Annotated in this window: 19 protein-coding genes; 18 read left to right on the forward strand and 1 reads right to left on the reverse strand. The window is 37.1% G+C overall.

Going from position 1 to position 22450, the window contains the following annotated elements; translation table 11 throughout:
• Positions 1 to 6 precede the first annotated feature (6 nt).
• On the reverse strand, positions 7 to 1131 hold the full coding sequence (ytvI, locus tag FI644_RS15605; protein WP_053477282.1) for a sporulation integral membrane protein YtvI: 1125 nt from the start codon (positions 1129 to 1131) through the stop codon (positions 7 to 9).
• Positions 1132 to 1800: 669 nt separating this feature from the next.
• Between ytvI and citZ the strand changes: the two genes are divergently transcribed.
• From citZ to ytxC, 18 genes are all read left to right on the forward strand, one after another.
• Positions 1801 to 2919, forward strand: coding sequence for a citrate synthase (gene citZ, locus FI644_RS15610; RefSeq protein WP_056685973.1), 1119 nt, complete (start codon positions 1801 to 1803; stop codon positions 2917 to 2919).
• 204 nt (positions 2920 to 3123) lie between these two features.
• Positions 3124 to 4392, forward strand: a complete 1269-nt coding sequence (icd, locus tag FI644_RS15615; RefSeq protein ID WP_056685969.1) for an NADP-dependent isocitrate dehydrogenase — start codon at positions 3124 to 3126, stop codon at positions 4390 to 4392.
• A gap of 79 nt (positions 4393 to 4471) precedes the next feature.
• On the forward strand, positions 4472 to 5410 hold the full coding sequence (mdh, locus tag FI644_RS15620; protein WP_056685966.1) for a malate dehydrogenase: 939 nt from the start codon (positions 4472 to 4474) through the stop codon (positions 5408 to 5410).
• A gap of 183 nt (positions 5411 to 5593) precedes the next feature.
• Positions 5594 to 6070: a MaoC/PaaZ C-terminal domain-containing protein gene (locus FI644_RS15625; protein ID WP_053477278.1), complete on the forward strand. Its 477-nt coding sequence runs from the start codon at positions 5594 to 5596 to the stop codon at positions 6068 to 6070.
• A gap of 172 nt (positions 6071 to 6242) precedes the next feature.
• Entirely contained in the window at positions 6243 to 6959 is a 717-nt protein-coding gene (locus tag FI644_RS15630; RefSeq protein ID WP_053477277.1) for a response regulator transcription factor, read from the forward strand.
• On the forward strand, positions 6956 to 8728 hold the full coding sequence (gene pnpS, locus FI644_RS15635) for a two-component system histidine kinase PnpS (RefSeq protein WP_056685963.1): 1773 nt from the start codon (positions 6956 to 6958) through the stop codon (positions 8726 to 8728). The genes FI644_RS15630 and pnpS overlap by 4 nt, the downstream gene beginning before the upstream one ends.
• A 230-nt stretch (positions 8729 to 8958) precedes the next feature.
• Complete coding sequence (hflK, locus tag FI644_RS15640; RefSeq protein WP_053477275.1) at positions 8959 to 9924, forward strand: FtsH protease activity modulator HflK; 966 nt, start codon at positions 8959 to 8961, stop codon at positions 9922 to 9924.
• Positions 9917 to 10855: a protease modulator HflC gene (gene hflC / locus FI644_RS15645; protein WP_053477274.1), complete on the forward strand. Its 939-nt coding sequence runs from the start codon at positions 9917 to 9919 to the stop codon at positions 10853 to 10855. The genes hflK and hflC overlap by 8 nt, the downstream gene beginning before the upstream one ends.
• A 97-nt stretch (positions 10856 to 10952) precedes the next feature.
• Positions 10953 to 13583 (forward strand): DNA polymerase I, encoded by a 2631-nt coding sequence (gene polA, locus FI644_RS15650; RefSeq protein ID WP_053477273.1) that lies wholly within the window; start codon positions 10953 to 10955, stop codon positions 13581 to 13583.
• A gap of 46 nt (positions 13584 to 13629) precedes the next feature.
• A complete protein-coding gene (mutM, locus tag FI644_RS15655; RefSeq protein WP_053477272.1) occupies positions 13630 to 14457 on the forward strand; it encodes a DNA-formamidopyrimidine glycosylase in 828 nt (275 codons plus the stop codon).
• Between the two features lie 105 nt (positions 14458 to 14562).
• Complete coding sequence (gene ytaF, locus FI644_RS15660; protein WP_053477271.1) at positions 14563 to 15198, forward strand: sporulation membrane protein YtaF; 636 nt, start codon at positions 14563 to 14565, stop codon at positions 15196 to 15198.
• A gap of 21 nt (positions 15199 to 15219) precedes the next feature.
• Positions 15220 to 15819 carry a dephospho-CoA kinase gene (gene coaE / locus FI644_RS15665; RefSeq protein ID WP_053477270.1) on the forward strand — a complete coding sequence of 200 codons (600 nt, stop codon included), beginning with the start codon at positions 15220 to 15222 and terminating at the stop codon, positions 15817 to 15819.
• Positions 15820 to 15982: 163 nt separating this feature from the next.
• Complete coding sequence (locus tag FI644_RS15670; protein WP_053477269.1) at positions 15983 to 17017, forward strand: glyceraldehyde-3-phosphate dehydrogenase; 1035 nt, start codon at positions 15983 to 15985, stop codon at positions 17015 to 17017.
• A 320-nt stretch (positions 17018 to 17337) separates the two neighbouring features.
• Positions 17338 to 17712: an adenosylmethionine decarboxylase gene (gene speD, locus FI644_RS15675; protein WP_053477268.1), complete on the forward strand. Its 375-nt coding sequence runs from the start codon at positions 17338 to 17340 to the stop codon at positions 17710 to 17712.
• Between the two features lie 141 nt (positions 17713 to 17853).
• On the forward strand, positions 17854 to 18312 hold the full coding sequence (nrdR, locus tag FI644_RS15680; RefSeq protein ID WP_053477267.1) for a transcriptional regulator NrdR: 459 nt from the start codon (positions 17854 to 17856) through the stop codon (positions 18310 to 18312).
• Positions 18313 to 18389: 77 nt separating this feature from the next.
• Positions 18390 to 19811 carry a replication initiation and membrane attachment family protein gene (locus FI644_RS15685; RefSeq protein ID WP_056685960.1) on the forward strand — a complete coding sequence of 474 codons (1422 nt, stop codon included), beginning with the start codon at positions 18390 to 18392 and terminating at the stop codon, positions 19809 to 19811.
• Positions 19811 to 20740 carry a primosomal protein DnaI gene (gene dnaI, locus FI644_RS15690; protein WP_142109045.1) on the forward strand — a complete coding sequence of 310 codons (930 nt, stop codon included), beginning with the start codon at positions 19811 to 19813 and terminating at the stop codon, positions 20738 to 20740. The genes FI644_RS15685 and dnaI overlap by 1 nt, the downstream gene beginning before the upstream one ends.
• 391 nt (positions 20741 to 21131) lie before the next feature.
• Entirely contained in the window at positions 21132 to 22004 is an 873-nt protein-coding gene (gene ytxC / locus FI644_RS15695; RefSeq protein WP_142108600.1) for a putative sporulation protein YtxC, read from the forward strand.
• The last annotated feature ends 446 nt before the right edge of the window (positions 22005 to 22450 follow it).

Consider the following 22450-nt stretch of genomic DNA (forward strand, 5'->3'; position numbering starts at 1 on the left):
TTTTATCTAGGCTTTGTTTTCATTCTTCCCTATAATAAACGCCCAAATATCTCGGAATACGTTTGCCCGATGAAGGGTAGTTAAAATAACAAGGGTAACAGGTCCAACAATCAAACCAAGAAAGCCAATGAGCTTAAATCCAACAAATAATGCAACCAATGTAGCTAGCGGATCCATACCGATATTAGATGATAGTATTTTTGGCTCCATCACTTGGCGCTGTACAAGAACAATCACATACAAAACGCCTAAGCCGATAGCCATGCTCATTTCCCCTGCTATGGCTTCATAGATGATCCAGGGGACGAAAATTAACCCCGTTCCTAAGTATGGAATGACATCAACAATTCCTGTAATTAAAGCAATTGTGATTGCATAATCTACACGAAGGATTAGTAATCCGATTAGAATAATGACTGTTGTAATCGAAATTAAGGTAGCCTGAGCCTTAACAAATCCGAATAGTGCCTTTTTTAAATCGGTAAAAACTGTTTTGCCGCTTACTCTAGCCCTGCTAGGAATAAGCTTGCTGCCAAGTGTCGAAAGACGATACCAATCTTTACTAATGAAAAATGTCCCTAGTAAAGAGAAAATCAGCACTGTTGCAGCATTAGGAAACCAGGAAATAATATTAGGGATTTTCCCGAAAAAGTTTTGGATGAAAGCACCTACAGTTGTGCCAATATGACTGCCAACATTTTTAATATTTTCTACGATTGTATCCTGCTGTCCCATATCTAAATTTTTGAATAAGCTAGTCAGCTGATTATAAAGAGGAATGATTTGTGCTGCAAAGAATTCCTCAATATAGTTAATTAACGTATCTAAATGCTTTGGAACCACATTTGAAAGATAGTCTGCACCAGAAACAATTTCTGCAATAAGTAAAGTAATCAGGCCAGCAAAGATCCCGATGATGATTACTATGCTAACAAGTACAGCTAAGGTGCGCGGCATGCGTCCCTTTTTTTCTAAGAAGTTAACAAGTGGGTTAATTAGAAAGGCGATGGCGAATCCGATAATAAAAGGATACGTTACTTTAGATAAATAAAAACAGCTTAAGAGAAGGAGCACAACAAAGCCGAGCACTAAAAGAAATCTAAATGTCCTATGTAAATATACAGGATTCAAAAAAATACCTCCTATTTTTAGGAATGTTAACTATCTTTCATCATACACCATTCCACTACGAGTTATAAATGCAAAAGGATTCAAATTCAGCTATAAAATAAGAAAATACTGTAAATCTATCATCTGAAAGAGGATGGTAGAAAAAGCAAATATATTTCTAATATTTATAAAGTTATGTTAGAATAGCTTCATGGAAGAAAAGTTGTAAAAAATTGTTTTAACATGATCCAATGCTTTATTCTAATTCTTATCTAGCAAGGGAATGATAAATAACTTTTCTTGAAAAATAATAATTTTTTCACATTTTCGCCACTTTTCATTCACAAAAGTCAGATAATTGTTTATAATAGGACTTAAATGTACAACCATTTTCACAGGGCTCTATGAAAATTATCTTTCATCCTATTATTCTAGTATTTTTGTTATGATTTGTGGAAAAATGTAAGCATTTTCTTTTTTATTGTATTGAGCAATCGCTCATTAAATGATGATTTTATGTCTCTTAAGAATTGGTCTGTATGTTGGCGTATAAGCCGCATGTAAAAAGGCTAAAATTGCGCCTTTAAATATCAGAATATTTTTTCAAAGGTTAAATGATGGGATTTAACTTCAAAAGGTAGTACAGACAAAGGGTATGGGGAAATTTATTATGTAAAGGAGAGATTCAGTATGACAGCAACACGCGGACTCGAAGGGGTAGTGGCTACTACATCATCTATCAGCTCTATCATTGATGATACTTTAACTTATGTTGGTTATAATATTGATGATTTAGCTGTAAATGCAAGTTTTGAAGAAGTAATTTACCTTTTATGGCATAGAAAACTACCTACTCAATCAGAGTTGGAGGAATTGAAAAATCAGTTAGCTGAAAATGCAGAGTTGCCTAAGGAAGTGTTAGAACATTTCAAAATGTATCCAATCGATAAAGTACACCCGATGGCTGCCCTTCGTTCAGCTGTTTCTCTTTTAGGTTTGTATGATGCAGAAGCGGATCTAATGGATACAGAAGCTAATTATAAAAAAGCGATTCGCTTGCAAGCAAAAATGCCTTCTATTGTAGCAGCATTTGCTCGGGTTAGAAAAGGTTTAGAACCAATTGCGCCAAGAAAAGACCTTGGTTTTGCAGCGAATTTCTTATACATGTTATCTGGCAAGGAACCGGAGCCTATTGCAATTGAAGCAATTGATAAAGCTTTAGTTCTGCATGCTGATCATGAATTAAATGCTTCTACTTTCACAGCACGTGTATGTGTCGCGACTTTATCAGATATATATTCTGGAATCACAGCTGCTATTGGTGCACTTAAGGGGCCGTTACACGGGGGAGCCAATGAAGCAGTTATGAAAATGCTGACCGATATCGGCACACTTGAAAATGTAGATTCATATATTCGTGAAAAACTAGAAAAGAAAGAAAAAATTATGGGCTTTGGTCATCGTGTATACCGTCAAGGAGATCCACGTGCAAAGCACTTAAGAGAAATGTCAAAGAAACTTACTGAGCTTACTGGTGAACCACATTGGTATCAAATGTCTACTCAAATCGAAGAAATTGTTACAGGTGAAAAAAATCTGCCACCAAATGTTGACTTCTATTCTGCATCTGTTTACCACAGCTTAGGTATCGATCATGACTTATTCACGCCAATTTTTGCTGTAAGCCGTGTATCTGGCTGGCTGGCTCATATACTTGAGCAATATGAAAACAACCGACTAATCCGCCCGCGTGCCGATTACACAGGTCCGGGAATGCAAGAATATGTACCTGTAGGTTTAAGAGGATAAGTAGAAAAGCTCACGCGATTAAAAGTTGTTAAAATGGCGTTTACTTTTATATTAAAAGTTGCTGTAATAAAGAAAGAAGAAGGTGGGTTAGGGGCATTTGCCTTCTAACCTTTGATTCTGATATATGCAAGGCAGTTTTATATACATATAAAAGCCAAAGGCTTAGAAACTGCCGCTGCTTTTTAAAAATGGAGGGAATAAACAATGCAAGGTGAAAAAATCACAGTTAGCAATGGAGTATTAAACGTACCAAACAATCCAATCGTTCCATTTATTGAAGGAGACGGAACAGGTCCTGATATTTGGGCTTCAGCTTCAAGAGTATTAGATGCAGCAGTGGAAAAGGCATATAACGGTGAACGTAAAATTGTCTGGAAAGAAGTGTTAGCAGGAGAAAAAGCATTCAACCAAACAGGCGAATGGCTGCCTTCAGAAACTTTAGACGTAATTAATGAATATTTAATCGCGATTAAAGGTCCTTTAACAACTCCAATCGGTGGTGGGATTCGTTCATTAAACGTTGCTCTTCGCCAAGAATTAGATCTTTTTGTTTGCTTGCGCCCTGTTCGCTGGTTTGAAGGTGTTCCTTCACCAGTTAAGCGTCCTCAGGATACAGACATGGTTATTTTCCGTGAAAATACTGAGGATATTTATGCGGGAATTGAGTATGCAAAAGGTTCAGATGATGTAAAGAAATTAATTGCTTTCCTTCAAGATGAAATGGGTGTTAATAAAATCCGTTTCCCTGAAACATCTGGTATTGGAATTAAGCCAGTTTCTGAAGAAGGCACAAGCCGTTTAGTTCGTGCAGCAATCGAATATGCAATCAAAGAAGGCCGTAAATCGCTAACTTTAGTGCATAAAGGAAATATCATGAAGTTCACTGAAGGTGCCTTTAAAAACTGGGGCTATGAGCTTGCTGAAAGAGAATATGGCGATAAAGTATTCACTTGGGCGCAGTATGACCGTATTAAAGACGAGCAAGGAGCAGAAGCAGCAAACAAAGCTCAAGCTGATGCTGAAGCAGCAGGTAAAATCATCGTTAAGGATGCAATTGCAGACATTTTCTTACAACAGATTCTAACTCGTCCAAAAGAATTTGATGTTGTCGCAACTATGAACCTGAACGGGGACTATATTTCTGATGCACTTGCTGCACAGGTTGGCGGAATTGGTATTGCTCCAGGAGCAAATATCAACTATGAAACTGGCCATGCAATTTTTGAAGCAACACATGGAACGGCTCCAAAATATGCAGGATTAGATAAAGTAAATCCTTCTTCAGTCATCCTTTCTGGTGTATTAATGCTTGAACATTTAGGCTGGAACGAGGCTGCAGACATGATTGTGAAATCAATGGAAAAATCAATTGCTTCTAAAGTTGTAACATATGACTTTGCCCGTCTAATGGATGGTGCAACAGAAGTGAAATGCTCTGAATTCGGTGATGAATTAATCAAAAATATGGAGTAATATATGTTAGTAGGAGGCTGTTCTTGGATCAAGAACAGCCCTCCTTGCATACGATCATAATTCTAAGGAGGAACGAGTCATGTCATTGAAACGTAAAAAGATTTCCGTTATTGGTGGAGGTTTTACTGGTGCAACTACTGCATTCCTGCTTGCACAAAAGGAATTAGGAAATGTTGTTTTAGTTGATATTCCTCAAATGGAAAACCCAACAAAGGGAAAAGCTTTAGATATGCTTGAAGCAAGCCCTGTTCAAGGATTTGATGCGAACATTACTGGTACTTCCAGCTATGAAGATACAGCTGATTCCGATATCGTTGTTGTAACAGCTGGTATTGCGCGTAAGCCTGGCATGAGCCGTGATGACTTAGTACAAACAAACCAAAAAATTATGAAGAGTGTTGCACAAGAAATTGCAAAGCATTCTCCTAATTGTTTCATTGTTGTTTTAACAAATCCTGTTGATGCAATGACATATACAATTTTTAAAGAGTCTGGATTTCCTAAAAATCGTGTAATTGGTCAATCGGGTATTCTTGATACAGCTCGCTTCCGCACATTTATTGCTCAAGAATTAAATCTGTCTGTAAAAGATATTACAGGCTTTGTGCTAGGTGGTCATGGAGACGATATGGTTCCGTTAGTACGCTACTCCTATGCAGGCGGGATCCCTCTTGAGACGCTAATTTCAAAAGAGCGTCTTGAATCGATTGTTGAACGTACGCGTAAAGGCGGCGGAGAAATTGTTAACTTATTAGGCAACGGCAGTGCTTATTATGCACCAGCTGCTTCATTAGTTGAAATGTGCGAAGCCATCCTTAAAGATCAACGCCGTGTGCTTCCATCTATCGCATATCTAGAAGGGGAATATGGATATGATGGCATTTATTTAGGTGTTCCGACTATTCTTGGCGCAAATGGCATTGAAAAAGTAATCGAACTTGAATTAACAGCAGATGAAAAAGCTGCATTAGATAAATCAGCTGAAGCAGTACGAAATGTAATGGCTGTCCTAGTATAATTTTTGCACGATAGTAAGATAAATAAAAAAATTCGGGAAATTCCCGAATTTTTTTATTTAATTCCTTTTTTGGATAATATAATAGTGATATAATAGAGTAAATAGACTGATAATTTTAATAATTATTAGCTATTTTTTTAAGTATCATTGAAATCGTTTACATAACTTTGGAGGTGCAGAAAAATGTTACTTGGGAAAAAAAGAAAATTAGGTAGAAAGATTGAAGAAATCTCTGTTGGAGAGAAATTAACTTTAACTGAAAAAATAGAAGATAAGGACTTATTATTATATTTAGGTTTAACGAATGATGCCAATCCACTTTATATTCAACATGACTATGCCTCTCAGACGCCTTATAAAAAACCAATTGTTCCGAGTATTATGTTGAATGGGATTGTTAATTCGGCTATTTCGAAATATCTTCCTGGACCAGGAAGCCATATTTTAAAGCAAGAAATCGAATTTTTAAAACCTGTTTACCACTATGGTACGGTACAGTTTCTATTTGAAGTAACTGAGGTTAGCAATAGCAGTCACACGATCCAAATAGAAGTAATCGGTACAAACGAGGAGGAGGAAACTGTGATCAAAGGGAAATTGCTTGTATGCCCTCCTCATCGCCTTAATAAAATGGAAGGCGAAGCGCTTGATAATTTTTAATTGACTGTTTTAAGAAGGGGCATGCTGCTGCATGTCTCTTTTTTTATATATTGTTTAGTGTTACCCTTGTTACAAATAGATACACAGTTTATATTAGAGGTAAGATACATGATTTGGGGAATTTTTCAATCTTGGATGAGTAATAGGGGAATATATCAACTTGGAGGCAAATATGGAGAAGATAATTCTTGTTGTTGATGATGAACAATCAATCCTAACATTATTGGAGTATAATCTGCAGCAGGCAGGCTTCAAAGTGATTACAGCGATGGATGGAGAGGCGGGAATTAATCAAGCTTTATCCCATTCACCAGATTTAATTGTACTTGACCTTATGCTTCCAAAACTTGATGGGATTGAGGTATGCAAGCAACTCCGTCAACAGAAGGTGCTCATACCTATATTAATGTTAACTGCAAAAGATGATGAGTTTGATAAAGTGCTTGGCCTAGAATTGGGTGCAGATGACTATATGACGAAGCCGTTTAGCCCCAGAGAAGTAGTGGCAAGGGTAAAAGCTATTTTGCGGAGAACACAAATACAGATGGATACACCGATCATGCCAGAGGAAGAATCGGGATATGTTCGTATTGCGGGTCTAAAAATCATTCCGGATCATTATGAAGCGTATATTGAAAATGAACTATTAGAATTAACACCAAAGGAATTCGAGCTCCTATTATATTTAGCAAAAAATAAGGGGCGTGTTCTGACGAGAGATCAGCTTCTTAGTGCCGTATGGAACTATGACTTTGCAGGGGATACTCGTATTGTAGACGTACATATAAGCCATTTACGAGAGAAGATTGAGCAAAATACGAAAAAGCCTGTTTATATAAAAACCATTCGCGGATTAGGCTATAAGCTGGAGGAGCCGAAAGGAGAATGACAAAATTTCGATCTAGGCTTCTTTTCGCATTAATCACATTAATATTTGCAGTTCTCATTGGATTAGGGCTTTTACTTGGACAGCTTTATAAAAGTTATTATTTGAATGCTTTCGATGAGCGACTAAAAAAAGAGACTAAAATGATTTCAAGTTATGTTGAAGATGAGGGTGGCATTCTAGCTTTAAAAAGTGAGTCAATTGATACATTCAGCAAGGTGTTAAATGCCCGTGTAACGATTGTCGATATTTCAGGAGTCATTGTTTATGATAGTAAACCGTTAAATGATGCTAGCAGCAATAACGAACATCATGCTGTTATAAAGAGTATGATCAAAAAGGACGCTGCAGGGCATCATTTAGTCGAGGTGGATGACGGGTATGACCTTCATTATTACTGGAGACCAATTGTTCAATCAGGAGCAGATGAGGGATTTGTTCTGCTTAGTACAAAAATGACAGAAATCAATAAAGCCTATCAACAGATTTGGTGGATCTTAATAATTTGTTTAGGATTTGCCTTCATTGTTATCCTTCTATTAGGAACTAGAATTACAAATCGTTACACAAAGCCTATTGAAGCCGCAACTAAAACAGCTATTGAACTAGCAAAAGGAAACTATCGTGCTCGTACGTATGAAGATCAGATTGATGAGACTGGGATGCTTAGTGCTTCTATAAATATCCTTGCAAGGAATCTTCAAGAAATGCGAAAATTACAGGAAATGCATCAGGATCGGCTTGCAGCCCTTATTGAAAATATGGGAAGCGGCTTAATATTAATTGATAAAAAAGGATATATCAGCTTAATCAATCGTCCTTATAAAGAACTGTTTCGTGTTAATGATTCCGAATATACGAATAAACTTTATTATGAAGTGATTCAGCAACAGGAAGTTACCTCCATAATCGAAGAGCTTTTTATGACAGAACAAAAAGTAAGGAAACAAATTTTTATTCCACTTAGTCATGGAAGGCAGCATTTTGAAATATACGGAGTACCCATCATTGGAACAAATGATGTTTGGAGGGGGATATTACTCGTATTTCATGATATATCAGACATAAAAAAACTTGAACAAGTAAGAAAAGACTTTGTGGCGAATGTCTCTCATGAATTGAAAACACCCATTACTTCAATAAAAGGGTTTTCTGAAACACTTTTAGATGGGGCGATGGAGGATAAGCAAGCACTAGAAGCTTTTTTGAAAATTATTTTGCAAGAAAGTGATCGTTTGCAATCGCTTGTACAAGATTTATTAGATCTATCAAAAATGGAACAGCTTGGTTTTCACCTTTCTATCCAACAATTTAATATAAGAACAACACTTGAAGAAGTAATCGCGATTTTGAATAAGAAGGCTGATGAAAAAGAGATTAAACTTCAGTTTGAAGCGGATAAAAAATCCATTTTAATCGATGGAGATGCAGATCGTTTGAAACAAGTCTTTCTAAATCTAGTTTCGAATGCCATATCCTATACACCAAATTGCGGGCATGTTTTCCTAGGTTTAAAAGAATCAGCATCCAACATATTTGTTGAAGTGAAGGATACAGGAATTGGAATGGAAGAGAGTGAAGTTCCAAGGATATTTGAAAGGTTTTATCGTATCGACAAGGCACGCAGCCGCAATTCCGGGGGAACAGGTCTTGGGCTTGCTATTGTTAAACATATTGTCGAGGCTCATAAAGGAAATATTATTGTCACTAGTCAAGTTGGAAAAGGAACGACATTTTTAGTCGAGCTTAATAAACAGTTCCTTGATGAGTGATACATAGCAGGCTCTATATAAATTTACATGTTTTTTACAACCTCTTTATAATCTCTTAATATCTGCCAGTTACAATAATAATTGAAAAACCCCTTCATCCAAGGAGTTAGAAAAAGGAGAAAGCAACCCCTGCTTTCTCCTTTTTCATATTTGTTTTGTCATATAATTGAAACCTTTTTATGATCAAATCGTATAAAAAGTTAACGAAATGTATTGGAGGGGGAGAGACAATGGTCAGTCTAAAGAGAATTTACACACTAACCGGACTAGTATTTTTAATCATTATATTAGGCATTACTGCCTTTACGACATGGTATACAGTAGATGAGTCTGATCAAGCGGTAATTTTAACCTTTGGAAAAGTTGAAGAAGGAATAACAGAGCCGGGTCTTCATTTTAAACTGCCATGGCCGATTCAAAGTGTAGAAAAGCTTTCAAAGGAAACATTTAGTCTTCAATTTGGTTATGAAGATAAGAGCGGGAAGTCTAAAGATTTTCCTGAAGAAACAAAGATGATTACTGGGGACGAGAATATTGTCATGGCCGATCTCGTTGTTCAATGGAAGATTACCAATCCGGAAAAATATTTATATAATTCATCAAATCCAAAAGAGATTCTTCATGATGCTACGTCCGCATCATTAAGGAGTATTATCGGAAATTCAAAAATTGATGATGCCTTGACATCTGGAAAAGCTGATATTGAGTCAGATGTCAGGGAGCTGCTAACATCGCTAATACAAAAATATGATATCGGAATATCTGTCTTGGCGGTTAAGCTTCAGGATGTAGAGCTGCCTAATGATGAAGTGCGAAAGGCATTTACAGATGTAACAGATGCGAGAGAAACAGCGAATACAAAGTTGAATGAAGCCCAAAAATACAAAAATCAAAAAATGAATGAAGCAGAGGGTGAGAAAGACGCACTTATTTCGAGGGCACAAGGAGAGAAGTCTGCTCGTATAGAAAGAGCGCGTGGGGATGTAGCAGTATTCAATAAGCTATATACAGAATACAAGAATAATCCAGATATTACTAGAGAGCGTCTTGTGATTGAAACACTTGAGCAGGTGCTTCCAAATGCAGAAATTTATATTATGAACGATGACGGAAATACAATGAAATACTTTCCGATTCGTCCTCTAGAAAAAGAGGAGCCTAAGCCTGCAGCAGAAGGAAGTGAAAATAATGAGTGATCAAAATGTTGTTAATATGAATGAGCGCGGAGGCGGAAATAATCTTCAATGGAGAAAGTATATTAAGCTCGGTATTTTCTTCGTCATCCTTTTTGTCTTAATTGGCATCCTTATTAGCAATCTTTTCATTGTAAAAGAAGGGGAATATAAAGTAATCAGGCAGTTTGGTGAAGTAGTTAGAATAGAGAGTGAACCAGGTCTGTCTTATAAAATTCCTTTTATCCAAAGTGTGTCTACTTTGCCTCAATATCAAATGACCTATGATGTTTCAGAAGCAGAAATAAATACAAAGGATAAAAAGCGGATTATCATTGACAACTATGCAGTTTGGCGAATAGAGGATCCTAAGAAAATGATTGCTAACGCGAGAACATTAGAAAGTGCAGAATCGAGAATGGAAGAATTCATTTACTCCGTCACACGTACAGAGCTAGGTCAGCTTAATTATGAAGAGATCATTAATGATGGGAAGTCTTCCAGAGGTTCATTAAATGACCGAATTACGGAAAAAGTGAATGAACTGCTTGACAAGGATAATTACGGAATTATTGTTACTGATGTAAGAATGAAGCGTACGGATTTGCCTTCAGAGAATGAGCAGTCGGTTTATACGAGAATGATTTCTGAACGTCAATCGAAAGCTCAGGAATATTTATCAAAAGGGGATGCGGATAAGAATGTTATTATCGCAAAAACCGATAAAGAGGTAAAAGAAATAATATCAAAGGCTCAAGCAGATGCAGAAGAAATTCGAGCAGATGGAGAAGGCGGAGCTGCGAAAATATATAATGAAGCTTTTTCAAAAGACCCTAGCTTCTATTCCCTGTACCGTACATTAGAATCATATAAAAAGACAATCAATGGGGAAACGGTTATTGTCTTGCCATCTGATTCGCCATATGCCCGCTTATTAATGGGAAATACAAACTAAACACTTTATAAACCGTTATTTTTCATTCTTTATCTACTCATGATAAAATGGAGGAAAATAACGGTTTTTTGCTTTAGGCAAAGGAAGGAGAATTTTTTTGAAAAAGAAGCTTGTTTTAATTGACGGCAACAGCATTGCTTACCGTGCTTTTTTTGCCTTACCTCTTCTAAACAATGACAAAGGGATTCATACGAACGCAGTTTATGGGTTTACAATGATGCTCAATCGAATTCTTGAGGATGAAAAGCCTACCCATCTATTAGTTGCATTTGATGCAGGGAAGACAACATTTCGTCATAAGACATTTAGTGAATATAAAGGAGGGAGACAAAAGACGCCACCAGAACTATCCGAGCAGTTTCCCTTTATTCGTGAGCTGTTGGATGCTTATGGGATTTCACGTTATGAATTAGAAAATTATGAAGCAGATGACATTATCGGTACGCTCTCCCTCCATGCCGAAAATGATGACTTTGAAGTGAAGATAATTTCTGGTGATAAAGATCTCACACAATTAAGCTCTGAAAAAACAACGGTTTCGATCACTCGTAAAGGGATTACAGAGATTGAAGATTATACTCCAGCCTACATTCAAGAAAAATATGGAATTACACCGGATCGAATTATTGATATGAAGGGTCTTATGGGGGATGCTTCGGATAATATCCCTGGTGTGCCAGGTGTTGGTGAAAAGACGGCACTAAAATTGCTTAAGGAATTTGGAGCACTTGAGACGGTTTTATCTTCTGTTGACAAAGTTGGCGGAAATAAATTGAAGGAAAAGCTGGAGGAATTTAAAGATCAGGCCTTAATGAGTAAGGAATTAGCGACGATTACGAGGGAAGCACCTATAGAAATCGAGCTAAGTGAAGTGGAATACGAAGGATATGAAAGAGACAAGGTAGTCAGCATTTATAAAGAACTAGGCTTTAATTCATTATTGGACAAACTTAGCGGTGAAACAGGATCAGAAGAAGTTGAACTTGAAGAAATTGAGTTTGAAGTGATTAATGAGATAACAGAAGATATTTTTTCAGGTGAGAATGCTTTTTATATTGAATTGCTTGAAGATAATTATCATTATGCAGATATTATCGGCTTTTCAATTGCTAATGATAAAGGAACCTTTTTTATTTCCACAGAGAAAGCATTAGCTTCACAAGTTTTTAAACAATGGGCAGAGGATGCAAGTAAAGAAAAAATTGTCTATGATGCGAAAAGGTCGGAGGTATCGCTTCGCCATCATGGCATTCATTTAGCGGGAGTGAGCTTTGATCTGCTAATTGCTTCCTATCTAATTAACCCATCAGCAACAATAGAGGATGTTGCCTCCGTTGCAAAAAGCCATGGCTATGAATCCATTCAATCGGATGAAGCGTTCTATGGAAAAGGAGCTAAAAGACAGGTTCCCGAAGAAGGCATGTTAGCTATGCACCTTGCAAGAAAAGCGGCTGCAATAGAAGCGCTGAAAGATAAGCTTGATAAGGAACTGAAGGATAATCAGCAGGCAGAGTTATTTTATGAATTAGAAATGCCTTTATCATTAATTCTTGCAGATATGGAATCCTGTGGGGTAAAAATGGATATTAAACGTTTAAAAGCCATGGGAGAAGAGATTTACTCAAAATTAGTAGGAATTGAGAGCCGTATACATGAATTAGCTGGAGAAAAGTTTAATATCAACTCACCGAAACAGCTAGGGGTTATTCTTTTCGAAAAGCTGGGGCTTCCTGTTTATAAAAAGACAAAGACGGGTTATTCAACCTCAGCAGATGTACTAGAGAAGCTTGAGACGAAGCATGAAATCGTTAGAGAAATCCTCGATTATCGTCAGCTTGGAAAGCTTCAGTCCACATATATCGAGGGCTTGCTTAAAATTGTCAACAAGGACAATGAAAAAGTGCACACAAGATTTAATCAGGCTTTAACACAAACAGGAAGACTTAGCTCAACAGATCCAAATCTTCAGAATATCCCTATCCGTCTAGAAGAAGGAAGAAAAATAAGACAGGCATTTATCCCTTCTGAAAAAGACTGGGTCATCTTTGCTGCTGATTATTCTCAAATTGAGCTTCGGGTGCTTGCACATATTGCGAAGGATGATAAGCTAATTGAGGCATTTAATCACGATATGGACATCCATACAAAAACTGCGATGGAAGTGTTTCATGTTAGTGAAGAGAACGTTACTTCCAATATGCGCCGTCATGCAAAAGCAGTTAACTTTGGCATTGTGTACGGTATTAGTGATTATGGATTATCCCAAAGTCTTGGAATTACCCGAAAAGAAGCAGGTCAATTTATTGAACGGTATTTAGAAAGCTATCCAGGGGTCAAAGCGTATATGGAAGATATTGTTGCCGATGCCAAGCAAAAAGGATATGTTTCAACCCTACTTCATCGCAGAAGATATCTTCCTGAAATCACAAGCCGTAATTTTAATCTGCGCAGCTTTGCAGAACGCACAGCGATGAATACGCCAATCCAAGGAAGTGCAGCAGATATTATAAAAAAAGCAATGATAGATATGGCAGAACGTTTGAAAAGTGAAAACTTAAAAACACGTTTGCTTTTACAGGTACATGATGAATTGATCTTTGAAGCACCAAAGGATGAATTAGATATTTTGAAAAAAATTGTCCCTGAGGTGATGGAAAATGCAGTTGTGCTTGAGGTTCCGCTCAAAGTTGATTACGCTTATGGACCAACATGGTTTGATGCAAAATAACGATAGATAAAGATAAAGTAAATGATTGTACTGGAAGTGATTAAATATGCCTGAATTACCAGAGGTAGAAACCGTCCGCAGGACCCTGCAGGAATTAGTGAATAATAAAGAAATTGAACAGATTTCCGTTTTTTGGCCCAAAATAATTAAGCATCCGGAAGAAATTGCTCAATTTCAGGATGCATTAGTCGGACAGACTGTGAAGGATGTTGGAAGAAGAGGGAAATTTCTTATCCTTTATACGGATGATTTTGCTCTTGTTTCACATTTGAGAATGGAAGGAAGATACGGCGTATTTAAAAAAGATGAGCCCGTAGATAAACATACCCATGTTATTTTTCATTTTACAGATGGCACCGAATTGCGATATAAGGATGTAAGAAAGTTTGGAACGATGCATCTATATGTGAGAGGAGAGGAGTTTAACACACTTCCTCTGTCACAATTAGGACCAGAGCCATTTTCTCCTGACTTTACGATTGGAGCATTGGCTTCCAAGCTATCGAAAACAAAAAGGAATATAAAGGCTGTTTTACTTGATCAAAAAGTTGTAGTTGGTCTTGGAAATATTTATGTGGATGAAGCATTATTTCGCTCGGGAATTCATCCAGAAAGAGCGGCTGATGATTTATCCAAAGAAGAAATAGAAAGACTTCATAAGGAAATTTCAGATACCTTATTAGAAGCAGTTCAAAAAGGGGGGAGTACGATTCGATCGTACGTAAACTCTCAAGGGCAAATTGGCATGTTTCAGCTTGAGCTTTTTGTCTATGGCAGAAAAGGAGAAGAGTGCAGGGTTTGCGGAAGTACACTTGAAAGAATGGTTTCAGGTGGACGTGGAACGGTCTTTTGTCCAAAATGCCAAGTAAAATAAGTTTTTAAAAAGGGGCTGACCAGTCGCCTCCGCATTTCATGTTAACAAAGGATAGGCTTCTTCCATATACTATCTTAGCGATTGTCAGGGAGGAGTCCTGTTCATATGGTGTACTCGATCACACTTTTGTTATTAGCGTTTGCTGTAAGTCTGGATAGCTTTAGTGTTGGATTAACTTATGGCATAAGAAAAATGCATATTCCATTTAAATCAATTGGCATAATCGCCTGTTGTTCTGCCATTGCATTAATGACTGCAATGATGATTGGCCGTGTTTCAGCTCAATTTTTATCTCCTGCATTTGCGGAAAGCTTAGGAGGAATCATTCTTATTGGTCTCGGTGCTTGGGTTTTGTATCAATTTTTCCGGACTGAAAAAGCTAAGGATGTTCTTCCGCATGAGAAAACGATTGTCAATTTTGAAATAAAATCACTAGGGATAGTGATTAATATTTTGCAAAAGCCGATGTCTGCAGATTTTGATAAATCAGGGACGATTACAGGAATAGAAGCATTAATGCTCGGGGTTGCTTTATCACTTGATGCTTTTGGTGCGGGAATTGGAGCAGCAATGCTTGGCTATTCTCCATATTATTTAGCATTAACTGTGGCGATCATGAGTTCGCTATTTGTTTTTATGGGGATGAAAATCGGTACATTTTTTTCTAAAAGCAGTTGGGTACAAAAATGTTCATTCATTCCTGGCGTTCTATTAATTCTGCTGGGAATTTGGAAAATTTAATAGTTTAGGGAGAATTAACGAATGTCTATTGTTGTTGGCTTAACAGGTGGAATTGCAAGTGGTAAAAGCACCGTTTCTTCCATCTTAATTGAGAAAGGAATAACAGTCATTGATGCAGATATTGAAGCTCGGTTAGCCGTTGAAAATGGCGAGGAAGCCTATTATGAAATTGTCCGCCACTTTGGTGACGAAGTTCTGCTTACGGATGGTTCAATTGATCGGGGAAAATTAGGTTCGATTATATTTCATAATCAAGAAAAACGTCTTATGCTCAATAATATTGTACATCCAGCTGTGCGGAAAAGAATGATCGTGAAAAAAGAAATGGCCATTGGTAATGGGGAAAGGTTAATTATTATGGACATTCCATTGCTCTTCGAGAGTAAACTTACATTTCTAGTGGATAAGACATTATTAGTGTATGTAGATGAAACGGTTCAATTAGATCGACTAATGGAGCGTAATCAGCTTTCGAAAGAGGACGCAATTGCGAGAATCCGCTCGCAAATGTCATTAAGGGAAAAAATTCACTTGGCAGATGCGGTGATTAATAATAATGGAACAATTGAAGAAACAAAGAAGCAGTTAGTAGACATCCTGAAAAAATGGAATGCGATTTAAAAGAGCCGGAGGGCTCTTTTTTTATCCTTTTTTTTCATGAATTAACAGAATAATAAAACATTTAATTTCCACATTTTAATTATCGCAAATGTCCACCAATATGTTATACTAATTACAACAACAAACATTAAAAGTATAACATTAATGTGGAAGGGGCCGTAATATGAAGGCGAATATTGCAATTAATGGTTTTGGAAGAATTGGACGAATGGTATTTAGAAAGGCCATTCTTGACGACAAACTTAATGTGGTTGCCATCAATGCAAGCTATCCTGCAGAGACTTTGGCACACTTAATAAAATATGATACAAACCATGGGCAATTTGAAGGGGAAGTTATTGCTGAAGAGGGAGCTATTATTGTAAACGGAAAGAGAGTTCAATTATTGAGCAACCGTAATCCAGAAGAACTTCCTTGGCAGCAATTAAATATTGATATCGTCATTGAAGCAACAGGGAAATTTAATTCACGAGATAAAGCTGCTCTTCATTTAGAAGCTGGTGCAAAGAAAGTTATCTTAACGGCACCAGGAAAGAATGAAGATGTGACAATTGTTATGGGGGTAAATGAAAGCGCATTAAACATTGATGAGCATGATATTATTTCTAATGCCTCTTGTACAACAAACTGCTTAGCACCTGTTGCGAAGGTGCTTGATGAACAATTCGGAATTGAAAATGGCTTAATGACAACTGTTCATGCGTATACAAATGATCAGAAAAATATTGATAATCCACATAAGGATTTACGTCGTGCACGTGCATGTGGCCAGTCAATCATTCCGACATCAACAGGTGCAGCAAAGGCATTGTCATTAGTACTTCCGCATTTAAAAGGAAAGCTGCATGGAATGGCTTTACGAGTACCGACACCGAACGTATCGTTAGTTGATTTAGTTGTTGATCTTAAATCGGATGTAACAATTGATCAGATCAACGATGCTTTTGAAGCCGCGTCTAAAGGTTCATTAAATGGTGTTTTAGATATTACAGATGAGCCATTAGTATCCATCGATTTTAATACAAATGAACATTCAGCAATTATCGACGGATTATCAACAATGGTAATTGGTTCGAATAAAGTGAAAGTTCTAGCATGGTATGATAATGAATGGGGTTATTCTTGCCGTGTTGTTGACTTAACAAAATATGTGGCTCAGGAATTATTCAATTCCTCAATTGTAAAAGTTGCCAACTAAATAATTGCAAATGATTAAGGCTTGCCGTTCCAGCGGCAGGCCTATTTTAAATTGGAAGTATTTGTTATATCTGCATGCTCTCAGTCCTTTTGGAAAAGGGATAAAGGTGGAAATCGAAGACCCCTTAACAATTTTTTTAAAAGCATATATTGCAAAAAGAAATCAAACAAAGTATACTAGTCCTCGTGAACTTCTTAAATTTTGGTTATAATGGCTACTTAAAGGGTTAGGACCTCTCTGGACTAACTTTCCCCCGTGGTAGTTGTGAACCATTGGAAACTTAGAAATTCATTATTATTGTTAAAGGGGGAAATTTGAATATGGAAACAATGGGTCGTCATGTTATCTCAGAATTATGGGGATGCGATTTTGAAAAGTTAAATGATATGGATTTTATTGAAAGAACTTTTGTAGGTGCCGCATTAAAGTCTGGTGCTGAAATTCGCGAGGTTGCCTTTCATAAATTTGCACCACAAGGTGTAAGCGGTGTGGTTATTATTTCCGAATCACATTTAACAATTCATAGCTTCCCAGAACATGGATATGCAAGTATTGATGTGTATACATGCGGTGATCTTGATCCTAGCATTGCTGCTAATTTCATTGCAGAGGCTTTAGGAGCCGAGACATGTGAGAATATTGAGATTCCTCGCGGAATGGGTCCTGTTCAAGTTAAGCAATCTAACATTCTATAATGATTATTGAGATGTGAAACTCAAGAGGTGTATTTTATACACCTCTTTTTATTTTGTCTAGATTATACTGTTGGGGTTTTTCATAAAAAATAGTACAATAAGATTATCATATATGAACGATTAGGATTCGGAGCTGATAATATGAAATGTCCTTCATGTCAAAGTAACAATACCCGTGTTCTCGATTCCCGTCCAGTCGATGATTACCGATCGATCCGTCGCAGAAGGGAATGCGAGGCATGCGGATACCGTTTCACAACCTTTGAGAAGGTGGAGGAAATTCCGCTTATTGTTGTCAAAAAAGAGGGAACAAGAGAAGAGTTTAGCCGTGACAAGATTTTACGAGGATTAATTAAAGCGTGTGAAAAAAGACCAGTTGCTCTAAAGGAATTAGAGGAAATTACTTCTGGCGTTGAAAAAGAATTACGCAGCAATGGTGTTTCGGAAATTAAGAGTGAAGCTGTTGGCGAAATGGTTATGGACAGGTTAGCAAAGGTTGATGACGTAGCATATGTAAGATTTGCCTCTGTCTATAGACAATTTAAGGATATTAATGTATTTATTGAAGAGCTGAAGGAATTGATAAAGAAAGAAAAGTAATTTTACTTGAGCTAAAAGATTCTCTTTAGCTCTTTTTTTACTTTGATTTGGATGAATAAAATGAAAGGTTGATGATGATGGCTCAGCATTGGCAAGAAATGCTCCCTGTAGATAGATATGCGGTTGCTGCTAATGGGTTATTGCATGAATATGACCGGAAAGTACTAACCTTTTTATATCAGCCTTTAATTGGGTCAACCTGCTTTAGTTTATATATGACATTGTGGGCAGAGCTTGCAGAAAATCGATTATGGTCCAGTTCAAATACCCATCATAGTTTAATGAACTTTATGGATATGAATCTGGAGAGGATTTATCAGGCACGTGTAAAGCTAGAAGGAATCGGTCTTCTAAAAGTATATGAGCGAAAAGATGAGGAATCCCGTTCATTTATTTATGAGCTTATTCCCCCATTAACGCCTGAAGAATTTTTTTTAGATGGAATGCTCAATATTTATTTGTATAGAAAAGTGGGAAAGAATCAATATTCAAGATTGAAACGGTTTTTTGCTGAGGATAATATCCATTCAACGGAAGAGTATCAAGAAGTAACAAAATCTTTTCAGGATGTGTACATGTCAGGACACCAGGAGACAATCTCCATTACTAAAGATACAGAACAAGCGATGCTTCCGCCTGATGGACAGCGTTTTATTGGAAGAAATGAACCAGAGAGCATTCAGGTTAGCCAAGTACTATTTAATTTCGACCTTCTAGCTGCTGGTTTAAATGAATCTCTTGTTCCGAAGAAGGCTTTAACGAATAGAGTAAGAAATGCAATAAGTAATCTTGCCTTTTTATATGGGATCGACCCAATCCAAATGAAAAATATTGTGATTAGTGCCCTGACAGAAAATAATGAAATTAATATTGAAGAGCTAAGAAAATCAGCAAGAGACTGGTATCAGCTGCAAAATTATGATCAGTTGCCATCACTTGTTGATCGAACACAGCCTAGTCTGCATCAAACGCAAAAAAAAGAGCCTGAAACGAAGGAAGAGGAATTACTACGTTACTTAGAGATGACTTCTCCACGGCAATTATTAAAAGATATATCAGGCGGTGCAGAGCCTTCAAAGACGGACTTGCAAATTATTGAAGATGTGATGTTTCAGCAAAAGCTGCTGCCAGGAGTCGTTAATGTTCTAATTCAATATGTTATGCTAAAGTCAGATATGAAATTAACCAAAGCGTACGTAGAAAAAATTGCGAGTCATTGGGCAAGAAAGAAAATTACAACAGCAAAAGAAGCCATGCTTTTAGCAAAAAATGAACATAAACAATACACCGAATGGGCAGAAGGGAAGAAAACACCAAAGACAACAAAATCTTCTGGTAAAAAGAAGCCGATTCGGACCGAAATGCTGCCGGAATGGTTTGATGATCAAGAGAAGACAAAGCCAGCTGACAAGAAGAAAGATGATGAAGAACTGAAATTGAAAAAAAGGGAACTGGAAGAAACTTTGAAGAAATTGCGTTCAGGGGAGGGAACTGAGTGATGGAGAAAATTAATGATACATTAAAACGTCTTGCTGGAAAGGGAGACTTTAAAAAAAGGTATGAAATGCAGCGCAGAGAGACATTGAACAACCCTGATGTGCAAGATTTCTTAAAAATCCATGAGGATGAAATAACAGCTGATATGATAAATAAAAGCTTAATAAAACTATATGAATATACCCAGCAATGCAAGGAATGCAATCAATGTTCGAGCCTTGATAACTGTATAAATATGATGAAGGGCTATCACCCAAAGCTTGTTATTCAAAGGGGAAGCATTGATCTTCATTATGATAAATGTCCGCGGAAAGTGATGGATGATGAAAAGCGTAAAAATGAAAAACTAATACAAAGTTTATATGTCCCTAGCGATATTCTTCATGCGTCCTTTGACTCTATTTACGAGGATGATGACCGGATTGATGCTGTCCAGAAAGCGGCATCTTTTCTTATGAGCTACAAACCTGACTCGAAACAAAAAGGGATCTACTTCTATGGGAAGTTTGGGGTTGGAAAATCGTATTTATTGGGTGCCATTGCCAATGAACTCGCGAAAAAGAAAGTATCTTCAATGATCGTCTATGTACCTGAATTTTTACGGGAAATGAAAAGCTCGATTGCGGATTCCACTTTAAATGACAAAATTGCTGCTATTAAAAAGGTTCCTGTTTTGATGTTTGATGATATTGGAGCAGAGACGATGTCGAGCTGGACAAGAGATGAAGTGCTCGGTCCGATTCTTCAGTTTAGAATGCTTGAAAGTTTGCCGACATTCTTTACGTCAAACTTCGATTTTCACGAGCTGGAGCATCATTTATCATACAGTCAGCGTGGCGAAGAGGAGAAGATGAAAGCAAGACGAATCATGGAACGTATTAAATACTTAGCCGAACCCGTTTTAGTTGAAGGACCTAATCGGAGGGTATAATCAATATTTAATTTAGCTGTCAGATAATCTGGCAGCTTTTTTTAGGTTCTTTTTTAAATGAGTGTTGTTTTTGGATAGAATGTGAGAATGAAAATAGTTGATAAAATGTTTGGTTGACTGGAGCGTAAGGTGCGAGACTCCTGCGGGAGGAGTGGGACAGGTGAGACCCCACAGGAGCTTGTGTTCCGAGGAGGCTCACCGCCCACCCCGCGGGTCGCTGCGCATCCTGGAGTGGAAGTCAACCTCTACTCACTAAATATTAATTAGTAACAGTGTTTGCAGAAAAAGGTCCTTATTTAAAAACCCTTAAGACTTTTATGTGGATACTTCTATTTTGTCCAAGTCCCCCATATACATTTAAAACAGAGATTTTAACAAAGGGGGGATTTGGTTGATCGAAATCATTTTCCAAAAGAATGAAGATGCAAAGGATTTTTACAAGTATCTACAGCTTTATCTAGCATCTTCTGCATTATCTAATCATCTTCTTCATTTTGAAGATCAACATATAGTAAAAATGAATATTGGGTCAAACGGTGAGAAGTATGTAGAAATTGTCAAGGAAGCTTTTTACCAATTTATAATAAAAAGCAAACAGGATCATTGGTTTCGCAGAATTTTGGCAGAGCATTATTACTATGAAGACGAAGAGGAACAGCAGCAAATCCTTGAAATCATCCACTCCATCCTTGAAGGAAGCAGGGAAGACATGACAGCGTTTGTTAGTGAGCTAGATGTTGAAAAGAATTTGAAGGAAGCCATCAGACAAATTTTTCAAGAAAATATTGCCTTTTCCTTTGATTCTTTTGTGAAATTTAGGATGCGTCCGTTAATGGACCAAATGGCGAAGTATGTAGAAATATCAATTGATGAATATAAGATGGAGCAGGAATACCAGATGTTTATTCAAACATTGAGGGATTTTCTGTCAGGCAGGGAAGCAAAGCTAAACCAAATTCATTTACTTATTGATGACGGGATTCACTTTTTTGATGATCAATTTTATGAAATCAAGCGTTCAGACCTTTCAAGAATGATTGACCGCAAGCTATTGTTTAACCATCCAGTATATATAGATTCTGTAACAATCGCTCCTTTGCTCTCTATTGCGCCAAGCTCTATTTATTTATATGCGGAGGATATTGAACAGCCGCTTGTCAGAACGATTCATAATATTTTTGAAGAAAGGCTAATTTTTGTTCCCATTGCAAAGTTCTATGATAGTAAGAGGCAGTTTTCCTTTATTGCCGATGAAAAAATATAGTGTGAGCCCTTGCATTTCCGATAATAACAAACTATAATACAGTACATATTAAGTTAATTAGTAATTGTAATGATGAGGACAAGGGCATTCAAAAAACGGTTCATAGAGAGGGAAGGCAAGGCTGAAACCTTCCTAACACGATTGAAATGCTTACCGCCTTTGAACTTCAACTTTGAATTTTTGATTGATTATAATGCGGATTGTTTCAGCTAAACCTGTTTTTTTGACGAAGGAGAAGCAAGAAGGTCGAGAAAGCAAGGGAGTGAGGACCGGAGCGTACAGTTTATACGTGAGGATCCGAATGAGTGCAGCTGACGAAGAGATTCGCCGCTTATCATCGTCAAAATAGTATGGGTTGACGGAACAAGCCGTTATCTTGCTACAAGTCATTTTTTGTATTTTTCGTTAAATGAGAAGTAGGGTGGAACCACGTGTGTATACAAACT

This window comes from Cytobacillus solani (assembly GCF_006704205.1).
Classification (GTDB): Bacteria; Bacillota; Bacilli; order Bacillales; family Cytobacillaceae; genus Cytobacillus; species Cytobacillus solani.